At 45.9% G+C, this 16,407-nt stretch carries 13 protein-coding genes; 3 read left to right on the plus strand and 10 right to left on the minus strand.

Annotated elements, in window-relative coordinates:
• Positions 1-32: 32 nt before the first annotated feature.
• The 10 genes from proC to ABGU93_RS15070 form a co-directional block, all read right to left on the minus strand.
• Positions 33-848 (minus strand): pyrroline-5-carboxylate reductase, encoded by an 816-nt coding sequence (gene proC / locus ABGU93_RS15025; protein ID WP_347414211.1) that lies wholly within the window; start codon positions 846-848, stop codon positions 33-35.
• Positions 849-1,090: 242 nt separating this feature from the next.
• Positions 1,091-1,978 carry an EamA family transporter RarD gene (rarD, locus tag ABGU93_RS15030; RefSeq protein ID WP_347414212.1) on the minus strand — a complete coding sequence of 296 codons (888 nt, stop codon included), beginning with the start codon at positions 1,976-1,978 and terminating at the stop codon, positions 1,091-1,093.
• Positions 1,979-2,012: 34 nt separating this feature from the next.
• Positions 2,013-3,269, minus strand: coding sequence for a phosphoribosylamine--glycine ligase (purD, locus tag ABGU93_RS15035; protein WP_347414213.1), 1,257 nt, complete (start codon positions 3,267-3,269; stop codon positions 2,013-2,015).
• A gap of 19 nt (positions 3,270-3,288) precedes the next feature.
• Positions 3,289-4,818: a bifunctional phosphoribosylaminoimidazolecarboxamide formyltransferase/IMP cyclohydrolase gene (gene purH / locus ABGU93_RS15040; RefSeq protein WP_347414214.1), complete on the minus strand. Its 1,530-nt coding sequence runs from the start codon at positions 4,816-4,818 to the stop codon at positions 3,289-3,291.
• Positions 4,819-4,865: 47 nt separating this feature from the next.
• On the minus strand, positions 4,866-5,504 hold the full coding sequence (gene purN / locus ABGU93_RS15045; RefSeq protein WP_347414215.1) for a phosphoribosylglycinamide formyltransferase: 639 nt from the start codon (positions 5,502-5,504) through the stop codon (positions 4,866-4,868).
• On the minus strand, positions 5,495-6,541 hold the full coding sequence (gene purM, locus ABGU93_RS15050) for a phosphoribosylformylglycinamidine cyclo-ligase (RefSeq protein WP_347414216.1): 1,047 nt from the start codon (positions 6,539-6,541) through the stop codon (positions 5,495-5,497). The genes purN and purM overlap by 10 nt, the downstream gene beginning before the upstream one ends.
• Positions 6,542-6,591: 50 nt before the next feature.
• The gene (gene purF, locus ABGU93_RS15055; RefSeq protein ID WP_347414217.1) at positions 6,592-7,980 is read right to left on the minus strand and encodes an amidophosphoribosyltransferase; all 1,389 of its coding nucleotides are present in this window, start codon (positions 7,978-7,980) and stop codon (positions 6,592-6,594) included.
• A 74-nt stretch (positions 7,981-8,054) separates the two neighbouring features.
• The gene (gene purC, locus ABGU93_RS15060; RefSeq protein WP_347414218.1) at positions 8,055-8,762 is read right to left on the minus strand and encodes a phosphoribosylaminoimidazolesuccinocarboxamide synthase; all 708 of its coding nucleotides are present in this window, start codon (positions 8,760-8,762) and stop codon (positions 8,055-8,057) included.
• Between the two features lie 34 nt (positions 8,763-8,796).
• The gene (gene purE / locus ABGU93_RS15065) at positions 8,797-9,291 is read right to left on the minus strand and encodes a 5-(carboxyamino)imidazole ribonucleotide mutase (protein WP_347414219.1); all 495 of its coding nucleotides are present in this window, start codon (positions 9,289-9,291) and stop codon (positions 8,797-8,799) included.
• Positions 9,292-9,470: 179 nt separating this feature from the next.
• The gene (locus ABGU93_RS15070) at positions 9,471-13,220 is read right to left on the minus strand and encodes a phosphoribosylformylglycinamidine synthase (protein WP_347414220.1); all 3,750 of its coding nucleotides are present in this window, start codon (positions 13,218-13,220) and stop codon (positions 9,471-9,473) included.
• Positions 13,221-13,467: 247 nt separating this feature from the next.
• On the opposite strand from ABGU93_RS15070, the gene ABGU93_RS15075 reads away from it, so the two are divergent.
• Genes ABGU93_RS15075 through ABGU93_RS15085 form a run of 3 tightly spaced genes read left to right on the plus strand, consistent with a single transcriptional unit; the run spans position 13,468 to position 16,343 of the window.
• Complete coding sequence (locus ABGU93_RS15075) at positions 13,468-14,166, plus strand: MBL fold metallo-hydrolase (RefSeq protein ID WP_347414221.1); 699 nt, start codon at positions 13,468-13,470, stop codon at positions 14,164-14,166.
• Between the two features lie 39 nt (positions 14,167-14,205).
• Positions 14,206-15,777, plus strand: a complete 1,572-nt coding sequence (locus tag ABGU93_RS15080) for a response regulator (RefSeq protein ID WP_347414222.1) — start codon at positions 14,206-14,208, stop codon at positions 15,775-15,777.
• 41 nt (positions 15,778-15,818) lie between these two features.
• On the plus strand, positions 15,819-16,343 hold the full coding sequence (locus tag ABGU93_RS15085) for a diguanylate cyclase (protein ID WP_347414383.1): 525 nt from the start codon (positions 15,819-15,821) through the stop codon (positions 16,341-16,343).
• Positions 16,344-16,407: the final 64 nt, after the last annotated feature.

Raw genomic sequence — 16,407 nt, forward strand, 5'->3', positions numbered from 1 at the left:
CTAAGGTTTCAATTTTTACGCTATTTGTACCATTACGCGTGTTTTTTGCTCATTGCCAATGATTTTTTAGCACAGGCGTCAACTGCTGAAATCACAGCGTCCCTGAAGCCTTTAGCTTCCAGAACCCGGACGGCTTCGATGGTGGTCCCCCCGGGGGTACAGATCTGATCTTTCAGTTTTCCCGGATGCTCTCCGGATTCGAGAACCAGTTTAGCGGCGCCGTAAACTGCCTGGGCTGACAAACGATAGGCCTGGTCCCGGGGAAAGCCATGGAGGACCCCGCCATCGGCCATGGCCTCAATCAACAGCATCGTATACGCCGGTGCTGAGCTGGCGATTCCGGGCACCACGTCCATCAGCTTCTCGCTGATAATTTCAGCTTTACCAAAGCTTTCAAAAATGGTGATGACATCCTGGATATCTTCCTGAGTCATATCTTCATCCGGACACAGGGTCGAATCGGATTCACCGACAAATGCCGGAGTACTGGGTTGGGTTCTGATCACTTTAACATGCTTGCCCAGAAATTCCTTGATATCTTCAAAACCGACGCCCACGGCAATGGAGATAATAATCACGGTTGATTTGATACTGTCAGCAATTTCCTCCAGCACCTTGCCATACAAAAAGGGTTTTACTGCCAAAACCAGATAGTCGGCCTGTGCCGCCACGGCCGCATTGGACTCCTGAATATTGACCCCATATTCTGCCGCCACCTGAGCCCTTGCCGCATCCGAGGGATCAAAGCATAAAATATTTTCCGAAAGGAATAATTCACCCTTCACCAAGCCACCAATCATGGCCTTTGCCATGTTTCCGCACCCAATAAAACCAATATTATTTTTCACGTTATCTCCTCAGTCATATGCTTATCAGCTGTTTGCAGGTCTGCGCGAGTGATGAGTTCATCCTATGATACTCATGGTCTCGTTAGTCATTGCGATGCTGATTGATTTTTTAGTGCCAAGATTCTTTAATCATTATACCCTCTATTTTAGACTTTAATTCAACCCAGTGCAAACCAAAAATGGAAAAACCCACTAATTCTTAAATTAATGGGTTAATCACGTAAATTTCGCTTGTCTGTTTTTTATAAATCCGGTTCTACGATTTCTTTGGTACCGTTATGGATCTTGGAAATGGTAAAAACGATCAATGCCACCCAGATAAATCCGAAACCAATCAGATCCACCGTTGAGAAAACTTCGCCATAAAGAAATACTCCGAGGAATAGCATGATCGTGGGGGTGATGTATTGAAAAAAGCCCAACAGTGAAAAGGATATTTCCTGGACCCCTTTAGCATACAGCAGTAACGGAATGGCGGTGACCACGCCGGCCAACACCGCCAATGCTGTCACCATCGGACTGCCCAGCGCAATGACCCCCTGTCCCTGGCTTTCGATATACAGCATCACCACAAAGGCAAATGGTGCCACCACTGCGGTTTCCAGAATCAGCGAGACAATCGGACTGGCATCGAGTTTCTTTTTAAAGACGCCGTATAAGGCAAAGGTGAGTGCCAGCACAATCGCCACCACCGGAAATTTTCCGATTTTTAAGGTGATAAAAACAACCCCGACCAGTGCCAGCAAGACTGATAGGCTTTCCCATTTATTAAATCGTTCCCCAAAGAAAAAGGCGCTGAACAATACCACCACCAGTGGGTTGATATAATATCCCAGACTGGCATCAATAATAAAATTGGCATTGACAGCCCAGATATAGGTGTACCAGTTAAGCGACACCATGATCCCACTGAGAATGCAATAAATAAACCTTTTCCTGTCTAACAGGATGGTTTTTATTTCTGGCCATTTTTTGATGATGGTGACAAAAATCACACAAAAGATAAAGGACCAGAAAATGCGTGAAACCAGGATGTATAGCGGCGACACTTCTTTCAGTGCCTTCCAGTAAATCGGGAGGATTCCCCATAAAACATATGCCATCATGGCGCTGATAATACTCTTCTGCATGGTAGCCCTCCATAAATTTTTCTGCTATTAAATTTTAGTTAAACTTGGCAATATCGGTTCGGTATTGGGCGCCTTCGAAGTGGATTTTGCCGATATTGGCGTAGACGGTTTTTCTGGCGGCTTCACGGGTTTCGCCCAGGGCGGTGACGCAGAGGACCCGGCCGCCGTTGGTTAGCAGTTCGCCATTGACCAGCTTGGTTCCGGCGTGGAAGACGACGCAGTCTTTCACATCTTCAATGCCGGTGATGACCTTGCCTTTTTCGTAAGGACCGGGGTAACCGCCGGAGGCGATGACCACGCAAACGGCTTCCTGATTACTCCATTTGATCTCACAGTCAGCCAGCTTGCCCTCGATGACGGCTTCCATGATGTCGACCAGATCCGATTCCATCCGCATCAGGACACTCTGGGCTTCGGGATCGCCGAAGCGGACGTTGAATTCCAGAACCTTCGGTACACCGTTATCAATCATCAGGCCAATAAACAAAATACCTTTAAAGTTCATGCTGTCGGCAATAAAACCATTGATAATCGGATCCAGAATCTCGGCTTTGATGCGCTGGTTCAGGGCTTCATCGGCAAACAGCACGTTGGGGGAATAGGTTCCCATACCACCGGTGTTCAAACCCTCGTCATTGTCATAGGCCCGTTTGTAATCCTGAGCACTTTCCAACGGAACAATGGTTTTGCCATCGACAAAACAAAGCATCGAGGCTTCCTGTCCGGTTAAGAATTCCTCAATAACCACCTTATCGCCAGCTTCTCCGAATTCCCGTTTTTTCATGATCATTTCCATGCCTGCTCGGGCATCGGCTTCGTTTTCAGGAATCAAAACACCTTTGCCAGCGGCCAGACCATCAGCCTTAATCACCATTGGATAGCCATAAACACCAAGATCTTTGATAATTTCATCAAAATCGGTATATTCTTTATAGGCGGCGGTGGGAATATTGTGACGGAATAAAAATTCCTTGGTAAAGGCTTTGCTGCCCTCAAACTGAGCACAATGTTTGTTGGGACCAAAGACCTTTAAACCCGCCGCTTCAAAAGCGTCGACCATTCCCATCACCAGGGGAACTTCAGGACCGACAACAGTAAGATCAATCTGATGTTCTTTGGCAAAGGCCAGGCAGCCGGGAATATCTTCAACCGACAAATCCACACATTCGGCCAATTCTGCCATACCACCGTTACCCGGGGCGGCATATATTTTTTCAACCCGGGGACTTTGGGCAAGCTTCCATGTCAACACATGCTCACGGCCACCGGATCCAATCATTAATACATTCATCTGTCTCTCCTTGTTTTGCTTAATGTTTGAAGTGTCTCATATTTGTAAATACCATCGCAATGCCCGCCTCATCACAGGCTTTGATTGAATCTTCATCGCGTCCCGCCCCACCGGGTTGGATGATGGCGGTAATACCGGCGGCGGCGGCGGCTTTGACGCTATCGTCAAAGGGGAAGAAGGCATCAGATGCCATCACCGCTCCTTTGACGTTTTCGCCAGCCTGACGAATGGCGTTTTCCAGGGCGCCGACTCGATTGACCTGGCCCGGTCCGTTGGCAATCAGACATTTATTTTTAGTCAGGCTGATGGCGTTGGATTTGGTGTTTTTAACCGCTTTCCAGGCAAACAGCAATTCAGCCATTTCGGCCTCGCTGGGCTGACGTTTGGTGACGACTTTTAACTCATCATACAACTTGGTATCTCGTTCCTGAACCAATAGACCACCCATCACTTTTTTCACTTCATAGCTGGGTTCGTTGTGCGTGATATCGGCCAGCTCCAATAACCGCAGATTCGGTTTCGCGGCCAGAACCGCCAATGCTTCCGGTGTAAATCCGGGTGCGACGATGACTTCGAGGAAGGTTTCCACCATTTCTTTGGCGGCAGTCTCATCGATCAGGCGGTTAGAAGCAATAATACCGCCAAAAATGGAAACCGGATCGCTGTCATGGGCTTTTTTATAAGCCACCGCAATTTTTTCATCACTGGCAATCCCGCAGGGATTGGCATGCTTAACCGCCACGATGGTGGGTTCATCCCCATATTCCTTTAAAATTTCCAGGGCCCCGTTGGTATCGTTGATATTATTATAGGAAAGTTCTTTGCCCTGGAGTTGTTTAGCTGCGGTGAGTGCTCCTTTAACCGGAACCACTTCACCGTAGAAAGCAGCTTTTTGATGAGGATTTTCACCGTAGCGCAGATCCTGAACCTTTTCAAAGGTCATCGTGATAGTATCTTGTAAGACTTCCCCGGCGACCCGTTTTCTTAAATAGTCAGCAATCATCGTGTCATAGTTGGAGGTCGTTTCAAACACTTTTAGGGCCAGGTTATAGCGGGTTTCATAGTTTGTTTTGCCGTTTGCTTCCAGCTCTGCCAGTACCACGGCATAGTCTTCCGGGTCTACTACGACGGTTACGTCATTGAAGTTTTTGGCCGCTGATCGCAGCATCGTTGGTCCCCCGATATCAATGTTTTCAACCGCATCCTCAAAGGCAACCCCTTCTTTTAAAATGGTGTTTTTGAATGGATAAAGGTTGATGACCAACAAGTCGATGGGAGTAATTTCAAGCTCCGCCATCTGTTTCTGGTGATCGGGATTGTTGCGGATGCCCAGAATCCCGCCATGAATTTTAGGATGCAGGGTTTTGACCCGTCCGTCCAGACATTCCGGAAAGCCGGTCACTTCTGAGACACCGGTAATTGTCAATCCTGCTTCTCTCAGGGCTTTGGCTGTTCCCCCGGTGGACAGGATTTCCCATCCCATTTCTGCCAGTTTTGATGCAAATTCGACAATCCCACGTTTATCCGATACACTTAACAATGCTCTCATTTTATTCCTCCAAATTTATAACTCTAACAAGTTCCCTGTGTTTTTATCTAATTTGATGCTGCTTTATTTTTAACAACTCGGCCTTCCACTGACAATTGGTCAAGACAAAAATCCTTCACCGCCTGTGGTAAAAGCTTGTGTTCAATTTTAAGGACTTTCTGCTGGATCGATTCCGGGGTGTCGTCATCGGCGACGATAACGGTTTCCTGCAGAATAACCGGGCCGCCGTCAGCCACTTCGTTAACAAAGTGAACCGTTGCCCCGGTGACCTTGACGCCATAATCGATGACGGCCTGATGAACATGCATCCCGTAAAATCCGGCCCCACAAAAAGATGGAATCAGAGCGGGATGAATGTTGATAATGGCATTGGGGTAAGCTGCTACAAAGCCTGGGGTAATGATTTTCATATAACCGGCCAAAACCACCAGATCGACATCGTAGCCTTTTAAAATTTCGACAATTTTTTCATCAAAGGCTTCATTGCTGGGATAGCCTTTGGGATTGACGGCAACTGCCGGAATCCCGGCCGCTCTCCCCCGTTCCAGACCAAAGGCTTGGCGGTTGTTGGAAATCACCACCGCAATTTCGCCATAATTGTGATGAATGGTGTCAATCAGGGACTGAAAATTTGTTCCGCCGCCGGAAACCAGCACGCCGATTTTTTTTAAAGCTTTTACAGACATAAAGCGATTTTTTCCTTTCCTTTAACAATGGAACCAAGAATAACCGGCTTTTCGCCCTTGGCGGTTAAACCGGACACAAAGGCTTCAACCTGGTCGGCTGGCAGAACCGCCACCAGGCCGATCCCCATATTAAAGGTGGCATACATGCTTTCAGCAGGAATTTTCCCCGCTTCCTGAATAAATTTAAAAATCGGCAGGGTTTCGATCACACTGGCATCGACCTTGGCGCAAAGTCCATCGGGAATCATCCGGGGAATATTTTCGTAGAAACCGCCGCCGGTGATATGGCTCATGCCTTTGATTCCGCAGGGTTTGATCAGATCAGCCAAGGCTTTCACATAAATTCGGGTCGGTGTCAGCAGGGCTTCACCCAGCGTCATACCCAGATCGTCCACATAGGTATTGACATCTAGTGACAGATCTTTAAATAAAACCTTTCGTACCAGCGAAAAACCGTTACTGTGAACCCCTGAAGATGGCAAACCTACCAGCACGTCACCTTCAGCAATATCGGCACCGGTGACAATATCATCTTTTTCGACGATTCCCACTGCAAAACCAGCCAGATCATACTCATCCAATCCGTACATATCGGGCATTTCAGCCGTTTCGCCGCCGATTAGAGCCATATTTCCCTGGATGCAGCCTTCAGCAATCCCTTTAACAATGGTGGCGATTTTTTCCGGATAGTTTTTGCCACAGGCAATGTAGTCCAAAAAGAACATTGGCTGGGCACCCTGACATAAAATATCATTAACGCACATCGCTACACAATCCACACCGATGGTATCATGACGATCCATCATGAATGCCAACCGCAGTTTGGTTCCAACGCCATCGGTTCCAGATACCAGGACCGGTTTCCGATAACCTTCCGGCAATTCGAACAGCCCGCCGAATCCGCCCAGGTGCGAAAGAACCCGATCGTTAAAAGTTCGTTGGACATCAGCCTTCATTAGTTTAACCGATTCGTAACCCGCTTCCACATCCACTCCGGCCTGTCGATAGGCATCTGTTTTTATCTGATTTTCTGACATGTTTCCTCCATCTATTTCTTAGTTCCAATTAATTTAATTCTACTTGCGATTTAGTCGTTGGCATTTAAGATTGGCACTTCCATGGGGTATTCCCCATCAAAGCAAGCGCGACAGAAAGTTGTTTTTCCGCCAACTGATTCCGTTAAGCCATCCAATGATATATAGGCCAGCGAATCTGCGCCTAAGATATCGCGGATTTCTTCGACGGTTTTCTTGGCGCCAATCAGGTATTTTCGCCGCGGGGTATCAATCCCGAAATGGCAGGTGTGCGCTACCGGTGGGCTGGTAACCCGGAAATGAACTTCAGTTGCGCCAGCCTGTCTCAAAATTTCAACCAGTCGTTTGGATGTGGTTCCCCGAACGATGGAATCGTCAATAATAATGACTCGTTTGCCTTTAATGGTTTCTTTTAATGGGTTTAGTTTAATGCGCACCCCTTCTTCTCTCAGCTTCTGATTAGGCTGAATAAAGGTCCGGCCAATGTATTTATTTTTAATTAAACCGACACCATAAGGAATTCCTGAAGCTTCAGCATAACCGATCGCAGCACCAATCCCTGAATCCGGTACCCCGATGACGACGTCGGCCTCAACCGGTGACTCTTTGGCAAGAATTTCGCCGGCTTTATGACGAGCCGCATAAACCGAGGTTTCATCCATCACCGAATCTGGTCGGGCAAAATAAATCAGTTCAAAAATACAGGCCTTCTTTTTTACCCAATTGTTTTGACCATAACTGGTTAAGCCGTTTTCGTCGATGACGACAATTTCTCCGGGCTCAACATCACGAACCAGTTCGGCCCCGATCGCATCCAGGGCGCAACTTTCCGATGCCAGAAAATAATCTTCATCCTTCTTGCCGATGCATAGCGGACGCAAACCATAGGGATCACGTACACCCACCAGTTTGTCACCAACAGTGATTACCAGAGCGTAGGCACCCTTGATAATTTCAACCATCCGCTGAATCGCTTCGATCATTCCGTGGCGCAGACCTCTGGCCAGAATATTTACCATTACTTCGGTATCAATGGTGGTTTGAAAAACAACCCCAGAATCTTCCAGCATGTTTCGTAACGCACTGTCATTGATGAGATTACCATTATGCGCTAACGCAATTTGACCCATACTATGATTGACCGTTAAAGGCTGAGCATTGGTGACACCGTCTTCTCCTGAAGTGGAATAGCGGACGTGCCCGATTCCGATGTTTCCTTTGAGCTGTTTAAGGACATTGCCCTTGAAAGCATCACTAACCAGGCCGGTCTCTTTGTGAGTTAAGATTTTCCCGTCTTTGTTAACCGATATGCCGGCGCTTTCCTGACCTCGGTGTTGAAGCGCATAAAGTCCATAATAGATATAGGAAGAACAGTTATTCTCTTTGGATTTGAGATAAGCCCCCATAATTCCACATTCATCGCGAAACTTGTCATTTATCATTGGTGTGTGCATCCTCCAGGTATTATAATTTTAATTTTCTTGCTACCTTAATTTTTATATAATAGTAATACGTTTTACGCCTGAACCCGTTTTAGCATTTCTTCGTAGGCTTCTTCGATATGGCCAAGGTTTCTGCGGAAACGATCTTTGTCCAGTTTTTCATTGGTTTCCACATCCCAGAAGCGACAGGTGTCCGGTGAAATTTCATCGGCCAGAACAATTTGTCCATCACTGGTTTTGCCGAATTCGACTTTAAAATCGATAAGGTTGATGCCTCTTTCCAGGAAATATGCTTTTAAGATCTCATTAATTTTAAAAGTCATATCACGGATCACTTCAATTTCTTCAGCTGTGGCCAGTTCCATGGCGATGGCGTGATAATCGTTGATAACCGGATCCCCGAAATCATCATTCTTATAGCAGAATTCAAAGATTGGTGACTTTAATTTCAGACCTTCTTCCAAACCGAGGCGTTTACAAATGGAACCGGCGGCGGTGTTGCGGATAATGACTTCCAGTGGGAAAATTGTAACTGCTTTGACCAACTGTTCGTTTTCGGAAAGAATTTTGACAAAATGGGTGGGGATCCCTTTTTCTTCCAGCATCGTAAAGACAACGCCGGTCATTTTATTGTTGATCACCCCTTTACCGCCAATGCTGCCTTTGACCTCACCGTTAAAAGCGGTGGCGTCGTCTTTATACTCAATAATAAATTCGTTGGGATTGTCGGTTTTAAAAACTTTCTTGGCTTTGCCTTCATACAATTGTTCTAATTTTTCCATCTTAATCTCCTTTATTTCTAATTGATAATGTGGTTTATAATATTTCCTGAACCTTTTCATTTTTCGCAACGACTTCGTCGTTTAGCTGAATCTTGAAGGCTTTCATTTTTTCGCGAATCTCCGGGTACTTAATTGACAGCATTTGGGCTGCCAAAATCCCGGCGTTTTCGGCACCGTTGACAGCTACTGTGGCCACTGGTACGCCGGATGGCATCTGAACGATCGACAAAAGGGAGTCCAGTCCACCCTGAAAAGAGGTTTGAATGGGGATGCCGATGACCGGAAGTGGTGTGATTCCGGCAATGACACCCGGCAGGTGCGCAGCTTTTCCCGCTGCCGCAATAAAAACTTCAATCCCCCGCTCTTCGGCAGTGGTGGCATAGTCAAAGATTTTATGGGGATTGCGGTGGGCTGAGATAACCTGAACATCATATTCAATACCAAATTTTTCCAGTGCAATCAAACATTTTTTGACGATGTCAAAATCAGAATCACTACCCATGATAACAGCAGCTTTTGGTGTACTCATTTTCTAATCTCCTTTGGTGTAAGTTTCTTAAATTTGAGGTTGTTGATAAACTATCGCACCGACCAATTGTTAATCTGTTGTTCGCCGCGGAATCGGACAGGTTAATCAACCTGTCCGCTCCGATGCGTACAACATGATCTAACAATTGTCGGTACTAGGTTATCTTTTTGAAAATTTATTTATTTAAAATAATTGACTCCAGCTTTAAATATCTGCTGATCCATATTGCCGGGAATATTTTTGTAAAGATTTTTACCAATCCGTTCGGAGTGACCCATTTTTCCGAGCACCCGTCCGTCTAAGCTGGTGATGCCTTCTATCGCAAAAACCGATCCATTCGGATTAAAGCGGCCCTCAAGGGTGGCTGTACCCTCAAAATCTACATATTGGGTGGCGATTTGACCATTTTCGATGAGGGTTTTCAGCACCTCATCGCTGGCCACGAAGCGGCCTTCCCCATGAGACATGGGCATGCGATGGATATCGCCCACGCTGGTATTGGCAAGCCAAGGTGATAGTGTCGAGCTGATCCGGGTCATCGGGATGGTGGACACATGCCGGCCGATGGTGTTAAAGGTTAGGGTCGGCATCTCTTCGGTGATCTCACAGATTTCGCCATTGGGTACCAGTCCCAGCTTGATCAACGCCTGGAAGCCATTGCAGATTCCCAGCACCAGACCGTCCCGGTTATTGAGTAAATCCATGACGGCATCCATCATCTTGGGATTTCTAAAAACCGAGGCAATGAATTTACCGGAACCATTGGGCTGATCCCCGGCGCTGAACCCACCGGGTATCATAATCATCTGGGATGCCCTGATCTGCGCGGCCATTTCATCAATGGAATGAGTAATATCCTGAGCTGACTGATTTCTGAAAATTGTGGTGACCGGTTTTGCTCCGGCGTTCTCGAAGGCTTTAGCCGAGTCGTATTCGCAGTTGGTGCCCGGGAATACCGGGATGAATACCTGAGGTTTTATCTGCTTTTCTTTGCGGTAAACAAAAGGTGTTGCCTTAAAACTCAAGGTTTCTACTGCCCCGGTGGTTTCCGCTTTTTCAGGATAAACTGACCGCAGTGGTGCTTCCCAGACTTCAACCAGGTCACTGATCGCGATGGCATCACGGCCGCAAACAATTTCACTACTATCATTTGTTTTTCCGATCGGGGTTGAGCCTTCCAGGATTTCAAAACTTTCGACTAAAATACTGCCATAAAGCGGTTTAAACAAAAAGGCTGGATTGATCCGGTCATTGAATGTAACTCCGATGCCGTTACCAAAGGCCATCTTTGCCACGGCTTGCGCCAGGCCGCCGTAACCAATGGTTTTTGCACTTAAGATTTTGCCTTCCTGATTGGCCTTGATGATGATATCATAAACGGCTTTAACCACCGTTAGTTCCGGGATGCCATTTTTATCTAAAGGCAAGGTGAATAATTGTAACAGTGATTCCGTGGACTTAAGCTCACTGGTAATAACCGCATCCACATGGGATGTCGCCACCGCAAAAGAAATCAGGGTTGGCGGCACTGTCAGTTCCCCAAAGGTGCCCGACATACTGTCCTTACCGCCGATGGCCGGAGTTCCCATCGCCGTCTGGACCTGATGGGCGCCTAAGAGAGCGGCAAACGGTCGGCCCCATTTAACTGGTTCTTTGCCTAATCGTTCAAAATATTCCTGGAAACTGAGTCGGGCCTTTTTATAATCCCCACCCATGGCAACCAGTTTCGACAGAGATTCAAGCACTCCCATCATCCCGCCTAAAAAGGGACTGTTTTTGGCAATGACCGGATTGTAGCCAAAGGTCATCATACTGCAGGTGGTGGTATCGCCATAAATCATCGGGATCTTAGCTACCATGCCATCCATTGGCGACAAGGCGTTTTTGCCGCCGTAAGGCATGGCTACGGTGCCGGCACCAATGGTGGCGTCAAACATTTCCACCATGCCCCGCTGGCTGGCAACATTCAAGTCTTTGAGAGTTTCGATCATCATCTTAACAAAATTGAACTGTTCGTCTTTTTTCGAGTCTTGATCCGCAGTTTTTACTATGTTCTTCATTTCAATTGGCGATTCAATCGCCACATCAATAAATTGCGGAGCGCCGTTGGTTTCCAGAAAGGCCCGGGAAATATTCAGAACTTCTGCGCCCCGCCATTTCATGATCAGACGGCCGGAATCGGTAACGGTGGCAACCGGGGTAATCTCTAGATTTTCAGCGTGCCCCATGGCAATAAAAGCCGCCACATCTTTAGGATCAACCACCACTGCCATTCGTTCCTGGGATTCGGAGATGGCCAGTTCGGTGCCGTCCAATCCTTCATATTTCTTTGGCACCTTATCCAAATCGATTTCCAGACTGTCTGCCAGTTCGCCAATGGCCACCGATACCCCGCCGGCACCAAAGTCATTACAGCGTTTGATTAAATTAGCCAGCTCTTTGCTTCTGAACAACCGTTGGATTTTTCGTTCTTCGACCGGATTCCCTTTTTGAACCTCAGCACCGCTTTCCAGAATCGATTCTTCGGTGTGCGCTTTTGATGACCCAGTAGCCCCGCCACAGCCATCCCGTCCGGTTCGTCCGCCGACTAACAGCACCACATCACCGGGGGTGGGGCGTTCGCGGATGACATTTTCTTTGGGTGCCGCCGCAATTACAGCGCCGACTTCCATCCGCTTGGCCAGAAAACCGGGATCATAAACTTCAGTTACCTGACCGGTCGCCAAACCAATCTGATTCCCATAAGAACTGTAACCATGAGCCGCTTCCGTCGAAATTTTGCGCTGCGGTAATTTACCCGGCAGGGTATCTTCAATGGCTGCCCGAGGATCCCAGGCACCGGTAACCCGCATCGCCTGATAAACGTAGCTTCGTCCTGACAGCGGATCCCGGATGGCACCGCCCAAACAGGTGGCGGCGCCCCCAAACGGTTCGATTTCGGTAGGATGGTTATGGGTTTCATTTTTAAACATCAGCAGCCATTCTTCGTCGGCACCGTCATGATCAACGACCATGTTAATGCTGCAGGCGTTGATTTCTTCAGATTCATCCAAATCTGGTATTCGTCCCTCTTTCTTCAGCGCTTTGGTGCCGATCACGGCCAGATCCATCAGACTCATTGGGCGTTCGGAATTTTCACCGTATAATTCCGTTCTGGCCTGACAGTAATCATCATAAGCCAGTTTCATCGCCTGCGAAATCGGATCATCTCCCAGGAACTGCACCTGCTTAATCTGGGTCAAAAAGGTCGTATGACGACAATGATCCGACCAATAGGTATCAATTACCTTTAATTCCGTAATGGTCGGATTTCGTTTTTCATCTTTATTGAAATATTTTTGCACAAACTGAATGTCCTCGGTAGTCATAGCGAATCCATTCTCCACCCGAAAAGTTTCTAATTGATCTGCCTGCAGCGCAATAAAACCATCCAACGGTTTGATATTTGCTGGCTCTCGCACTTCTTCAACCAGGCTGGTAACAGGTTCAAGGCTGGCTTCCTGAGAATCCACCGGATTGATCATGTAGTGTTTGATGCTGTCGAATTCATTTTGTGTCAATTCACCTGTGAGTACAACAATTTTTGCAACCTTAACCAGAGCCCGTTCCCCGGACACGATCTGAATACACTGAATCGCAGAATCGCCGTGCTGGTCATATTGACCGGGCAAATAGGAAATCCCGAAGATTTTCTCGTCATCACTAATCTGAAGGGTTCCTTCAAATACCTGATCGACATTGGGTTCGGATAAAATGGTGCCGATAATTTGATTGAATAAACCATCTGCCACGCCTTCCACATCGTATCGGTATAGAATACGCATGGATTCAAGCTTCTGAATTTTTAAAATTCGTTGAAAGGTCTGTGTCAGCGATTTGGCTTCTACTTCAAACTTGTCTTTTTTTTCTACAAAAATTCGTTTTATCACAATTTTTCCACCTTTTTTAATGATAAACTTATTTTACTATTTCCGAACAATAATATCAATAGAATTTAAAACGTTCGGATTATTTTTTTATTTTCCGGATACTTTTAAGGTTTATCCGATTATTTTTTAAGTTTTTAACGAATAAGGTCTAATTTAAAGTATAATTGAATTGTATTTGGGTAATATAGTTTTATCCAACCATTAGATATTAAAACAGATAAAAAAAAAGATTCATGAGAGGTAAAATATGAAAATTTTCCATTTACATCATAGCGGCTTTTTAATTCAATTAGCGGATAAGACCCTGATCTTTGATTGCTTTACCCATATTCCAACCAGTCTCCTGCGCAAGGGGATTCCCCATTATTTCTTTGTGTCTCACGGTCATAGCGATCACTACACGGCCGATATTTTTTCAACCGACCGGATTTATCATCCTACCTATATACTAAGTGACGATATACCCAAGGCCTCCACTCACAAAACCCACGCTATCGGTCCCTACCAGCACATGTCATTGGGCGGCATGGATATTAAGACCTTTGGTTCCACTGATCAGGGACTCTCTTTTTATATTGCCACCAATTCCCATCGGATTTTCCACGCCGGGGATTTGAACTGGTGGGACTGGGACACCAACGAAAAACCAAACATAGATCCACTCCAAGAGGAAAAAGACTTTAAAGCCGAGCTGGAAAAAATGAAAAACCTGCCGATGGAATTCGCATTTATTCCGGTAGATCCTCGTCTGGGCGACTCCTTTTATAAAGCCGGTGAATATTTTATTGAAAACTTCCACCCCAAGGTCATGATTCCCATGCATTTCAGGGATGATTTTGCCATCATCAAACGTTTTAAAGATAAAATCGGAAATACTAAAACTATTATTCCTGAATTTAAAGAGCGCAACGTTAAGATCAAAAACACCTGGTCGCCAGAGGTCTGATAAAAAACACCAATCGAACCTATTGAAAGGGGTACAACCATGAATGACTTTTTTTCACTCAATGAACAAAGCCGTCAGCATCTGGACGGATTTTTTACAATTTGCATGGAATTTCTTTGCATTACTGATGAGCGCGGGAACATCATAAAGTCAAACCATGTTTGGGAAACCAAACTGGGTTACCTGACCCCTGAGCTGATCGGAAAAAATCTCATTGACCTGGTCCACCCCAACGATGTGGCAAGCCTGATTCTAGCTTTTAAAAAGCTCGCTACCGAAAATGAAAGTCTGGCTCTTTCCATCCGTTTGCATTCAAATGACGGTACCTATCGATTTGTAACCTGGCAATTTCAATGGGTTGATGGGTTAATTTACAGTTGTGCCAAAGATCTGACTGAAATCTATCATGCAAAAAAAGATGCCGATTCCACCAAATTTTTAAATAATCAACTAATTTCCATTTTATCCAATGAAATTTATGAACCACTAGAAAGCTTACTGTTGTTCTTGCAATTAATGACCAAAACCCAGTCCGGCTCGGATCAGAATATCTGTCTGGAAAATATCCGGCTTTCCGCTGATTTTCTGGAGAACCTGATCAACGGAATGCTGGCTGCCGACAAAAACAATCTAACCGGCCATGATGTTGTATCTTTTAATTTTCACAATACTGTTGAAGATGCGATTATCCCCTTGATCGTCAGCGCCAAACGCCATAACATTACCATCGATTTGTCTATACATCCAAAGATCCCGCCGACTGTCGTGGGTGATCCGCAGCGTCTTAAACAGATTATTTCCTTTTTAATCCTCAACGCCATCAAATGCCTGGAACGCGGTAAAATCAGTATCGAGGTGACTCCGGAAAATACCAACAAAGCCGTTTTTAAGATTTATTTTGCTGTCAAAACTTCTGGGATCGCACCGTTAAAAGACAGTACCGATGATCTTTTTTCGATCAATGATTCCAATCGCCGAGCTAATGAAAGCAACCTTAATTATGGTCTGGAATTGGTAAAGACACTGGTTGAAACCATGAATGGCAAGCTATCTGCCACCCATGATCATGAGCGCGGCTATGAATTTTCGTTTCATGTTCTACTACTAAGAGACGATACCCAGAATCGAAAAAACAACAGCAGTTCGCCTCAACGGGTATTACCCATGTACAATAAGAACATTCGGCTTAAATCAGAGGAGCTGCTGGCTATTGAGCAAATCAGAAATGATCAAACTAAAGCTCATAACACCGCCATTACTGAACGAAGACCAAGGATCTTAGTCGTTGATGATTCCCCGGCAAACACCCAGTTACTAGCTCAAGCTTTAGTCGAAAATTATGAAATTCTTGTTGCCAATAATGGGAATGACGCCCTAGGCCTTGCTCAACAGGTTCCGGTCCCGGACCTAATTCTGCTGGATCTGAACATGCCGGATATGAGCGGCTACGAGGTCTGTAAACAAATCCAACTGGAAGAAAGCACCATGGCGATACCGATTATCTTTCTGACCACCCTGAGTGACACGGAGAATGAAGCTTATGGCTTGCAATCCGGTGCGGTAGATTTTATTTCCAAGCCCTTTGACCTCACTAATGTAGAAAAAAAATAAAAAACCAGCTCGCTCTTAAACACTATCGGGAAATCCTCTGCATTACTGCCGACACCGACGCCTTAACTCAGATCCCTAATCGTCGCCGCTTCGATGAAATGCTGGCCATTGAAATTCGCAAAGCTAAGCGAAATAATACCCCGCTGTCAGTAATTAAAATTGATATCGACTATTTCAAACCTTACAATGACAGCTACGGGCATTTAGAAGGTGATGATTGTCTCCGGGAAGTTGCTAATGCACTTAATAAAACATTAAAACGTGCCGGTGATCTGCTTGCCCGCTGGGAAGGTGAAGAGTTTAGCTGTTTGCTCCCGGACACGAACCTCAAGGGAGCTGCCCATGTAGCTGAAAATATGAGAAAATCGGTATTGAATCTGCGAATTCCCCACCAGTCCTCGCCAGTGGAAAAAATTGTCACCCTATCGCTAGGTGTTGCCTCCGGGATCAGATCTGATGAAAATTCTCGCGAAGATGCCTATGAACGCCTTCTTGACCACGCCCAGGTGGCCCTGACAAAAGCAAAGGAAACCGGTCGAAACCGGGTTTTTGTTTACCGAAAATAGTTAAAAATAGTAAGCCCCTATTTCCTAAAATTGGATTAGGGGCTTCTTTTTTCAACAATTTACC

Origin of the sequence: Acetobacterium sp., assembly GCF_039830195.1 — a bacterium.
Lineage (GTDB): Bacteria > Bacillota > Clostridia > Eubacteriales > Eubacteriaceae > Acetobacterium.

Coding starts and splice junctions, on each gene's coding strand:
- rarD (WP_347414212.1), bottom strand. CDS start 1,978: ATGCAGAAGAGTATTATCAGCGCCATGATGGCATATGTTTTATGGGGA.
- purD (WP_347414213.1), bottom strand. CDS start 3,269: ATGAATGTATTAATGATTGGATCCGGTGGCCGTGAGCATGTGTTGACA.
- purH (WP_347414214.1), bottom strand. CDS start 4,818: ATGAGAGCATTGTTAAGTGTATCGGATAAACGTGGGATTGTCGAATTT.
- purN (WP_347414215.1), bottom strand. CDS start 5,504: ATGTCTGTAAAAGCTTTAAAAAAAATCGGCGTGCTGGTTTCCGGCGGC.
- purM (WP_347414216.1), bottom strand. CDS start 6,541: ATGTCAGAAAATCAGATAAAAACAGATGCCTATCGACAGGCCGGAGTG.
- purF (WP_347414217.1), bottom strand. CDS start 7,980: ATGATAAATGACAAGTTTCGCGATGAATGTGGAATTATGGGGGCTTAT.
- purC (WP_347414218.1), bottom strand. CDS start 8,762: ATGGAAAAATTAGAACAATTGTATGAAGGCAAAGCCAAGAAAGTTTTT.
- purE (WP_347414219.1), bottom strand. CDS start 9,291: ATGAGTACACCAAAAGCTGCTGTTATCATGGGTAGTGATTCTGATTTT.
- ABGU93_RS15075 (WP_347414221.1), top strand. CDS start 13,468: ATGAAAATTTTCCATTTACATCATAGCGGCTTTTTAATTCAATTAGCG.
- ABGU93_RS15080 (WP_347414222.1), top strand. CDS start 14,206: ATGAATGACTTTTTTTCACTCAATGAACAAAGCCGTCAGCATCTGGAC.